At 42.5% G+C, this 9656-nt stretch carries 6 protein-coding genes and 1 pseudogene; 4 read left to right on the top strand and 3 right to left on the bottom strand.

Features of this window, described 5'->3' with window-relative positions; genetic code table 11:
• A pseudogene (locus GNE10_RS26910) lies at positions 1-428 on the bottom strand (tetratricopeptide repeat protein); the annotation flags it as partial.
• Between the two features lie 1077 nt (positions 429-1505).
• On the opposite strand from GNE10_RS26910, the gene GNE10_RS26905 reads away from it, so the two are divergent.
• The 4 genes from GNE10_RS26905 (at position 1506) to GNE10_RS26890 (ending at position 6358) form a co-directional block, all read left to right on the top strand.
• Positions 1506-1946 carry a hypothetical protein gene (locus GNE10_RS26905; RefSeq protein ID WP_099065772.1) on the top strand — a complete coding sequence of 147 codons (441 nt, stop codon included), beginning with the start codon at positions 1506-1508 and terminating at the stop codon, positions 1944-1946.
• A 630-nt stretch (positions 1947-2576) separates the two neighbouring features.
• Positions 2577-4031 (top strand): glycoside hydrolase 100 family protein, encoded by a 1455-nt coding sequence (locus tag GNE10_RS26900; protein WP_185568467.1) that lies wholly within the window; start codon positions 2577-2579, stop codon positions 4029-4031.
• 332 nt (positions 4032-4363) lie between these two features.
• Positions 4364-5878 (top strand): 16S rRNA (cytosine(967)-C(5))-methyltransferase, encoded by a 1515-nt coding sequence (locus GNE10_RS26895; RefSeq protein WP_185568465.1) that lies wholly within the window; start codon positions 4364-4366, stop codon positions 5876-5878.
• Positions 5879-5935: 57 nt separating this feature from the next.
• Entirely contained in the window at positions 5936-6358 is a 423-nt protein-coding gene (locus tag GNE10_RS26890) for a TerB family tellurite resistance protein (protein ID WP_185568462.1), read from the top strand.
• Positions 6359-6476: 118 nt separating this feature from the next.
• Here GNE10_RS26890 and psb35 read toward each other — a convergent pair whose 3' ends face one another.
• Both psb35 and GNE10_RS26880 read right to left on the bottom strand, forming a co-directional pair.
• Positions 6477-6704, bottom strand: a complete 228-nt coding sequence (gene psb35, locus GNE10_RS26885) for a photosystem II assembly protein Psb35 (RefSeq protein ID WP_185568458.1) — start codon at positions 6702-6704, stop codon at positions 6477-6479.
• Between the two features lie 204 nt (positions 6705-6908).
• The gene (locus tag GNE10_RS26880; protein ID WP_185568457.1) at positions 6909-9176 is read right to left on the bottom strand and encodes a transglycosylase domain-containing protein; all 2268 of its coding nucleotides are present in this window, start codon (positions 9174-9176) and stop codon (positions 6909-6911) included.
• Between the last annotated feature and the right edge of the window lie 480 nt (positions 9177-9656).

Raw genomic sequence — 9656 nt, 5'->3', positions numbered from 1 at the left:
TAAGCATTCCCTAGATTATTTTGCGTACTTGCCCATTGTTCAGGAAAATCGCTCTTGGTTCTAACTTCCAGTGCCGCAGAGAAAGCAGCGATCGCTAATTCAATATTCTTGGCTCGTTCTCCTGATATTCTGTAAAGGTAAGCATTTCCTAGATTATTTTGCGTACTTGCCCATTGTTCAGGAAAATTGCTCCTGGTTCTAACTTCCAGTGCCGCAGAGAAAGCAGCGATCGCTAATTCAATATTCTCGGCTCGTTCTCCTAATATTCTGTCACTGTAAGCATTTCCCAAATTATTTTGCGTCGTTGCCCATTGTTCACCAGAGGCGGTGGGGGTTAATACTTCCAGTGCTTTTTTATAAGTAGCGATCGCTAATTCAATATTCTCGGCTCTGTTTCCAGTTTCTATTTGTAGCGGCTGTTCATTCATGAGTAGGTGCAGTTGAATTTCTATCTGCTGTCAAAAATTTCAATAGCATTATCAGTAATTTGAGAAAAAGACTTACAGCAGAATTCAAAATCCAGAACCCAGAATTGGGAAGTAAAACAGGATTTGTATTTGGTTTTGAAGCCAATTTTCGTACTTTTGCAATTTAAAATCTGTATTATCCGATATAGTAGTTGAATTCGGTTTAGTTAACCCCCTTTGTAGAGACGGCGATTTACCCTTGTCTGTGTAACGTGTCAGTTTTTTAGAAGCAATGAATCGCGTCTCTACATGAGGGGTTTTTCGCTTATCTCAAGCGTATTGGGATAAAACTGGATCGGACTTGTGTCTACACCGTCTTCTAGTTTTCATTTGACAATGTTATTTTGGCGATGCCTACGGCGGGCTATGCCTACGCATTTATGATTTCAGCAGTCGCATTTATGATTTTGCGACTGCAATTTTTATTTTGGCGCTCGTATTTCTAATTTTGCGACTGCATTTTTGATTTTGGCGCTCGTATTTCTAATTTTGCGACTACATTTATGATTTCAGCAGTCACATTTATAATTTTGCGACTGCAATTTTTATTTTGGTCATTACTTTTGCGAATTGCACTTATTCTCAAACAATAAATTGATATCAAAAATTAGTAAAAACACAGGCAACCTAGTAATTATTTCGTTGAATCATTAATGAAATAAATCCCCAAAACTACCCATCTCAGACAAAAGGACACTCTACTATTTTGAAAAAGGATGATTAAACCAGAATTCAGACTGCGCTAAACGCCCCGTTACCGCTAACAGAATTCAGCAATCTTTTTAGTGGGGGATTTAGACTCGCCACTTTCTTGTTTACCACCAAATTTTTAATTTGGTGGGGGACTTAAACCCATTTATTCAAACGCTCCTGCGTCGCTCTAAGCGTACCCCTGCTCTTAAGCAAGCTACGCGTAGCGTTTCTAAGAGTTGCCATGCCGCAGGCTTTACGCTGCGCTATCCGCCAGTCATACAGAACACCTTTCCTGTATTCTGACTCCTGACTCCTGAATTCTTTCTTGTTAAAAAAGGATATCTTATGTCTTTAAGAACTCGTGGTTCTGCTGCTGTTGACAAAGCCCAACGTCGTCTCGCTTCGCTTAAATCCATTGATGAAAATCTGAATTTAGGACATGGGTTAAGTATTGAAGCCTACAACCAACTAATCAATACTACCCGTGCGATCCTAGAAACTCATAACACCCTTGTGTCCAATCTTGAAGAATCGCGTAAAACAGTCACTCAGATGGAGCAAGCCCTCTCGGAAATGTCTCAAAGAATGCTAAGTGGAATTGCAACTGTCTACGGCAAAAAAAGTATGGAGTATTCTAAGGCTGGCGGCTCTACTCGAAAACGAACCAAACAATCTAGTTCAAAAGTTACTACAGTTACAGCGGTTCTTGCTACCCAACCTGCTCAAGCTGCAATCGTGAATGCGTCAACTAACGGTAACGGTACAACTCCTATTCACCTAGCTTGAGAGTTACTTAAACAAGAAATCAGATCCCCGACTTTTTAAGAAAGTCGGGATTCTAAAGTGAAAAACGTCCACCGCGAAAAGGAAAGACAGACATCTATCCATAGGTTGATATATATAACCCTTGGGAAGTATTGACATATTAAATTGTTTGACGATTTGTCTTGCATATTATGACAAAACGTTATAAATTATGATCTTATAGGGGAATAATCTGGCCTTTTAGTGTTAAAAACTAATCCTAATTAAGTAAAAATACCGCAACTAGTATTAACTTCACGCAAACCTTAAACAGCACTGAAGTTATGTTTTTGTTTGGTAAAGCCAAGATTCCGATACGAAAACGGAAACAGAAATAATCTAAAAATATATCTGATGTGACTGTTTGATAAATCAAATTACTACTGACGATGAAGAATAATTTTAACTCATCGAAAGAATAATTGATTAGAAGGAAATTAACTATCAATAAAGTTGCATATTTATCGGCGACTTTTTTGGTTAATATGCAAGCAAATTCCGGACTGATATTTGCTATTCAAAAATGTGTTTTTGTTATGCTGAGAATAGTAAAATTAATCAACGAAGACGCATCTACCACAAAATTACAACCCAAATGGAGTTATTCTGGCGATGCAGTTAAACGACTTAAAATCGAGTGAAGATTCAAAAGAAGTAACAGAAGCTTGGCAAGCTCTAGAAAAGACAATCATCTACTATCAAGGACGCCCAGTAGGCACGGTAGCTGCTTATGATTTATCAGTGGAGGCTCTTAATTATGACCAGTGCTTTATTCGAGACTTTGTTTCGTCGGCTCTGATTTTTTTACTGAAAGGTAGAGCAGATATTGTTCGCAATTTCTTAGAAGAAACCTTAAAGTTACAACCTAAAGAAAGAGCGTTAGATGCCTATAAGCCTGGTAGAGGATTAATTCCAGCTAGCTTTAAAGTGTTATCGGAAAACGGGCAAGAATATCTAGAAGCAGATTTTGGGGAACATGCGATCGCCAGAGTGACACCAGTTGATTCTTGTCTGTGGTGGATTCTTTTATTGCGTGCTTATGTAGTGGCCACAGATGATTTTTCTCTAGCTCAAAGACCTGAATTTCAAAATGGAATCAGGTTAATCATGGACATTTGTTTGGCGAATCGTTTTGATATGTACCCAACGCTGTTAGTTCCAGACGGCGCTTGTATGATTGACCGTCGTATGGGTATCTACGGTCATCCTTTAGAACTGCAAGTTCTCTTTTACGCTGCCTTGCGTGCGTCTCGCGAACTGCTGATTTGTCAAGGCAATCAAGATATTGTCGTCGCCATTGATAATCGCTTGCCTTTGTTGTGTGCCCACATTCGCCAACATTATTGGATAGATATTAATCGTCTGAATGCAATTTATCGCTTCAAAAGTGAAGAATATGGCAAAGCCGCCGTTAATTTATTCAATATATATGTAGATTCAATTCCCTATTATGAATTAGACAAATGGCTCCCGAAAAAAGGCGGTTATTTTGCTGGTAACGTTGGGCCTTCACAGCTAGATACTCGCTTCTTTGCAGTGGGAAACTTGATGGCAATTGTTTCTGACTTAGCTACGGAACAACAGTCACAAGCAATTATGACTCTCATTGAGGAACGGTGGGACGATTTAGTGGGAGATATGCCGATGAAAATTTGTTTCCCAGCCTTAGAAAATGAAGAATATAGAATTGTGACTGGATGCGACCCGAAAAATATACCTTGGTCATATCACAATGCAGGTAGTTGGCCAGTGTTAATGTGGATGTTGGCAGCAGCAGCGATAAAAACCAAGAGAACAAGTCTTGCCCAAAGAGCGATTGAAATTGCTCAAGCACGTTTGTGTGATGATGAATGGCCAGAATATTACGATGGTAAGAAGGGGCGACTGATTGGCAAACAAGCCAGAAAATATCAAACTTGGACAATTACTGGTTTCTTATTAGCAAAAGAATTGATGGCGAATCCCACTTATTTACCATTAATTACCTTTGGTAAATTACCACCAGAAGTGGTTTCTAGAGCCTGTGAATTTGAAATTGCTAGTGTAGACCCGTATATGCCTCGGTAGGAAGTTAGGAGTTAGGAGTTAGGAGTTAGGAGTTAGGAGTTAGGAGTTTGGAGTTTGAAGTTAGGAGTTTGGGGTTTGGAGTTAGGAGTTTGGGGTTTGGAGTTTGGGGTTTGGAGTTAGGAGTTAGGAGTTAGGAGTTAGGAGTTAGGAGTTTGGAGTTAGGAGTTTGGAGTTTGGGGTTTGGAGTTAGGAGTTAGGAGTTTGGAGTTTGGAGTGATTAAATTTTGGCTTTTGGATTTTTCCTGGAATCCAAAATCCAAAATTCAAAATCTAAAATTGCCACAGTGGGGAGTTAGAATACAAAAGTTTCATTACTCCTGATTTGTGTTTCAATGACAAATGCTCGTCAACTAGCTTTTATTGCCCTACGAGATGTTCATAAGGGGGCTTATGTTGATGTTGCCTTAGACAGAGTGCTGCAAAAAGTTAGTTTGGCTGATAGCGATCGCCGCCTTGTGACAGAATTAACTTATGGTAGTGTCAGAAGGCAGCGCACCCTGGATACTCTCATTGACCAACTGGCGCAAAAAAAATCTCACCAACAACCAAAAGACCTCCGCACCATCCTACATCTAGGGTTATACCAACTGCGATATCAAGAGCGTATTCCCGCTTCAGCTGCTGTTAACACCACCGTCCAATTAGCTAAAGAAAACGGTTTTTCTGGACTGTCAGGTTTTGTTAACGGTCTGTTACGCCAGTATCTCAGAAGAATGGACGCGGGGACACGGGGACGCGGGGACACGGAGAAAGAGGACATTGGGACACGGGGACTCAAAGACACGGAGAATTCTTTCCCCACGTCCCCGCGTCTCCCACTCTCCCCATCTTCTTTTTTCCCCGCGTCCCCGCGTCTCCCACTCTCCGCGTCTTCTTCATCTCTTCACACTGACCCGCTACAACTCCCAGAAAACCCAGTGGAACGCTTGGGGATTTTACACAGTTTTCCTGACTGGATTATTCAAGTTTGGTTAGAACAACTAAGTTTTGCCCAGACAGAACAACTGGGTGAATGGATGAACCAGTCACCAACCATTGATTTGCGTATTAATCCGCTTCGCACTTCGATAGAAGAAGTTGAGGCGGCGTTGCAATCTGCTGGTGTTTTGGTGAGGCGGGGTCGTTATTTTCCCCAAGCTTTACGATTTATTAGTAATCCTGGGTCAATTCAAAAATTACCTGGTTTTCAACAAGGTTGGTGGACTGTACAAGATAGCAGTGCCCAATTAGTAAGTCATTTGCTTGACCCGCAACCTGGTGAGGTGGTGATTGATGCTTGTGCAGCGCCGGGGGGTAAAACAACTCACATTGCTGAGTTGATGCAAGATCGAGGTAAAATTTGGGCTTGCGATCGCACTTCTTCTCGGCTTCGCAAACTCCAAGAAAATTCTCAACGCTTAAATTTAAAGTCTATTCAAATTTGTATCGGCGATAGCCGCGATTTTACGCAATTTTACAATACCGCAGACCGCGTATTACTTGATGCCCCATGTTCTGGCTTGGGAACTATGCACCGTCATGCTGATGCTCGTTGGCGACAGACACCACAATCTGTCCAGGAACTTGGGCTGCTTCAAAGACAACTTTTATCACATACCTCTACTTTTGTCAAACCCGGTGGCGTATTAGTTTATGCCACATGTACGCTACATCCAGCAGAAAATGAAGAAGCGGTGGCGGCATTTTTAGCTGAGTCACCTGATTGGCAAATTGAGTCTCCCAACAGCCTTGAGTTGCGTGATTTTCCAGGTAATACCGCCCAAGGCTGGTTGAAAGTGTGGCCTCATCGAGAGGACATGGATGGGTTTTTTATGGTGCGCTTAAGAAAAACCAATAATTCCGAGTGATTACTGTTTGGGATTGTACGATTTGGTTGAAGCCAGAATCTACCAGAGGAGGCAGCAATGGTTACCCATTCCAATGTGAAAAACTTAGTTAAAATCCTGATTGGAGCCGCTTGGCTCGATGGCAGAATTCAACCAGAGGAACGGCAGTATTTACGCGAAATAGCTCAAGCAAAAGGTTTGGCTAGCGATCCGGAAATTAAACCCTGGCTGTACGAGTTAGTTCCCGTACAGCCAAAAGAGTGTTATGAGTGGGTTAGGGAGTATTTAGGCGATCGCCCTAGCCTTGAAGACTGTGAAAATCTCATTGAAGCCATCAGTGGCTTAATTTATAGCGATGGCGATGTTGCGATCGAAGAAGCCAGACTATTGACCGAATTGCAAGATATAGCAAAGCCAAATGGCTCAACCCAACCGGCTCACACTCAACTTCTCAAACAAATTCAAAAACTTTACCGCCGTTGGGTTGAAGTTCAAAACTAACAGAGAATTTGGAGTTTTGAGTTGAGAGTTGGGAGTTGAGAGTTAGGAGTTTTTTAACTCATAATTCATAACCCATAACTCATAACTCATAACTGCTAACTTATCACCGATCGGGAGTTTATGACTTCGGTTCGCCCAGACCCGGAGTTTCTTCTTTATTAACCTTAGGCACAAAATCAGGACGCTCTTTACTTTCCCAACCAGCGGGGCGTTTTGAGTTGTACCAAGCTATTGAACCAATGGTGACAGCAGCGATAAAACCAACGACATATACCAAGGTAAAAGCGTAAGGAAAATGAGGGCTATTTGCTGCGGCTTGTGCTGCTGTTTGCATCAATAAATGCATAGGTATTTTCTCCAAGGTTAGGTAACACTATTCTTAAGACAATATAAAATCAGCCTATCACCTAACATCCCCCTGTAGTTTGAGCAACTTGATATTAAAGAGGGAATAGGGCATGGGGTATGGGGGAGATGAGGGAAATAAGAGGGCAGGGGCAGAAAGAATTACCAATGCCCAATGCCCCATACCCAATGCCCCATACCCAATTTATTCCTGAGTCGGTCTGAGCCTATCCCGCCAAGATGGTTGTGATGATGAAGAACCGGAAGAACCAGAACTATTGGAGGGAGATGAGGAACGTCGAGTTCTTCGAGGTGGGGGAGAATCTGATGATTCTACTCTTCTATAGCGCCGCCGCGGACGAGATGACTCTGAAGAAGAGTTACTGGTAGTTGATTCTTCTGTGCTGCGATAACGTCTTCTGCGTCTTGGGGTATAGTCACTAGTTGATTGCTGTTCTTCTTGAGAATATCTCCTGCTTCTACGCCTCCTTGATGAACCACTGTTATCTTCAGAATTTCTATAGCTTTGCTGTTCTGATTCATCGTCATTAGAGGAAATAGAACGATTCAATACTTGTTTGGGTTTAATTGACTGTGCTTTGATGGTGCCTTTGCGACCTTCTAATTTTGGCCGTTTGGGAAATTTTTCTATGGGCATTCCTTCCACAGCTTTTTCCATGAATTCATGCCAGGTATAAGCGGCGCTACTGCTGCTACCATAGGTGGGACGGTTGTTATCGTTACCTAGCCAAACTCCTGTAACAACTTGGGGAATGTAACCAATAAACCACAAATCGCGGGCTTCGTCGGAGGTTCCGGTCTTGCCAGCAACTGGTCTATTACCTAACTGGGCAGCGCCACCAGTGCCTGCTTCCACGACATTACGTAGCATCCAAGTCATGATAGCGGCGCTGTCAGGATCAAGAACTTGTTTTGATTTAAAATCAGCTGACCAAATCACTTTGCCTTGGCGGTTAAGGATGCGGGTGATACCATGAGGCTCTGTGTGTAATCCCTGAGTGGCAAAACTGCCGTAGGCGCTGGTCAATTCCAGTAAATTCACTTCATTGGAGCCGAGAGCTAGGGAATAAGTGGGTCTAAGTTCAGATTTAATCCCCATATCATGGGCAAGTTTAATGGTTGGCGTAAAGCCTATGTCAATTAGCACCTTCACCGCAACGATATTAGTGGAACGGGTCAGGGCGTCCCTCATGCTCATTGAGCCGCGGAAGCTTTCACTATAATTTTTCGGTTCGTAGCCATCTACAACAAAGGGTGCATCCTCATAGGTAGCGTAGGGGCTTTTACCACTGGCGATCGCAGTTGCGTAAACAAATCCTTTAAATGTCGATCCCGGCTGGCGCTGTGCTTGGGTAACCCGATTAAACTGGTTTTTGCCAAAGTCTTTGCCCCCAACCATTGCTTTGATTTCACCGTTGCGGGGATCGATGGCCACCATTGCCGCTTCTTTAAAATTCTCCCAGCGTCCTTGATTTCGCAAGGTTTTAGCCACTGCTTCTTCTGCTGCTTTTTGCCAAGTGAGGTTGAGGGTAGTTTCCACCACTAAACCTCCATTGGACAACACATCAGCAGAAACGTACTTCGGCAATTCTTTCTGGACGTAGGTAGTAAAGTATGGTGACTCTACTTGCAGTCGCTTGGGTAAACTGGTTTTCAGGGTTAGTGCTTCTTGGGTGGCTGCTCGTCTTTGTTCTGGTGTAATAAATTTTTCTTCTTGCATCCGTTGTAATACCAAGTTGCGCCTTTGTTTGGCTGCTACTGGATTCTTATCCGGGGCATACAAGCTAGGTGCAGGAGCTAGTCCAGCAATGGTAGCCATTTCGGCTAGAGAAAGTTGATCTGGGGATTTACTAAAGTATACCCAGGAGGCATCAGCGACACCGTAAGCCCCAGCTCCCAAATAAACCAAGTTGAGGTAACGCTCTAGAATTTGATCCTTGGTTAATTCTGACTCAATTTTTTGTGCTAAGCGAATTTCCTTGAGTTTGCGCCAGATTGTCTGCTCTTGCTTCAAAAACAGAATCCTAGCTAGTTGTTGGGTGATGGTGCTACCACCTTCTACCACACCTTGCGATCGCAAATTATTCAAACCTGCCCTCAGAATTCCTTGAGCATCGATTCCTTTGTGTTGCTGAAATCTTCTATCTTCTGAGGCTATAAAAGCTTTTTTTAAATTATCTGGGATTTGCTCCAGCTTTAGCTGTTCTCTGGAAGCTTCACCTTGTTGTTTTAATATGGTGCCATCGGCAGCTTTGATGGTCAGTGTTTGTTCTCTGACAACTGCATTGAGTTCGGCTTTATCTGGCAAGGAGCTATCTATTACACTTACGCCATAAATCGAGGCAAGTATCCCACCACCTACACCAAGGCCTGCCCAAAACCAGATTCGACGATAGATTGGTTTATTCCTAGTTGCCCGATCGGCCGTCATTCTTGATGGTAAAATTTTCATTTTGCTCAATAACTGCCTCGCCTATGGCACATATGCTGGTGGTAAGCTTTCATTTGTTGCGGGTTCCTTGTGTTGATGATGATTACCAGGTGGCAATAGTGGTTCTTTGTGAGAGCCACTTAAATTAGTTGGTCTTAGTTTGAACCAGGAGGTCAGCTTCCCCAGTCACTTCCTCCATCGAAGTAGTAACTACTTAACCACCATCAATAAGCTTTGGGGTCATAGCACCACATTGTGTTAGTATACTATCCTATAAATAATTAACTTAATTCACTATTAAGAAGAATTCAAAACTCACAGTAAAAAGTATTTTTTTATACAAACAAATAATTGTGACTGACTAAGCCAAAGGGCTGGTATATTAAACCTGACTGATTCATATTCAACTAGAGTGATTTCTAAATCTTGTTGTTGTGGGGTGGACATCTTGTCATTCGTGTCAACTTAAACTATTGTCCCACAATCGTTTTACCCCACCCC

The organism is Nostoc sp. 2RC (assembly GCF_014222165.1).
Lineage (GTDB): Bacteria > Cyanobacteriota > Cyanobacteriia > Cyanobacteriales > Nostocaceae > Nostoc > Nostoc linckia.
Note: the sequence above shows the minus strand (reverse complement) of the source record. Positions and strands in the feature narration are given on the sequence as shown.

Bases quoted from the DNA above. Each gene is read 5' to 3' on its own strand.
- GNE10_RS26905 (WP_099065772.1), top strand. From the start codon at position 1,506: ATGTCTTTAAGAACTCGTGGTTCTGCTGCTGTTGACAAAGCCCAACGT.
- GNE10_RS26900 (WP_185568467.1), top strand. From the start codon at position 2,577: ATGCAGTTAAACGACTTAAAATCGAGTGAAGATTCAAAAGAAGTAACA.
- GNE10_RS26895 (WP_185568465.1), top strand. From the start codon at position 4,364: ATGACAAATGCTCGTCAACTAGCTTTTATTGCCCTACGAGATGTTCAT.
- GNE10_RS26890 (WP_185568462.1), top strand. From the start codon at position 5,936: ATGGTTACCCATTCCAATGTGAAAAACTTAGTTAAAATCCTGATTGGA.
- psb35 (WP_185568458.1), bottom strand. From the start codon at position 6,704: ATGCATTTATTGATGCAAACAGCAGCACAAGCCGCAGCAAATAGCCCT.
- GNE10_RS26880 (WP_185568457.1), bottom strand. From the start codon at position 9,176: ATGAAAATTTTACCATCAAGAATGACGGCCGATCGGGCAACTAGGAAT.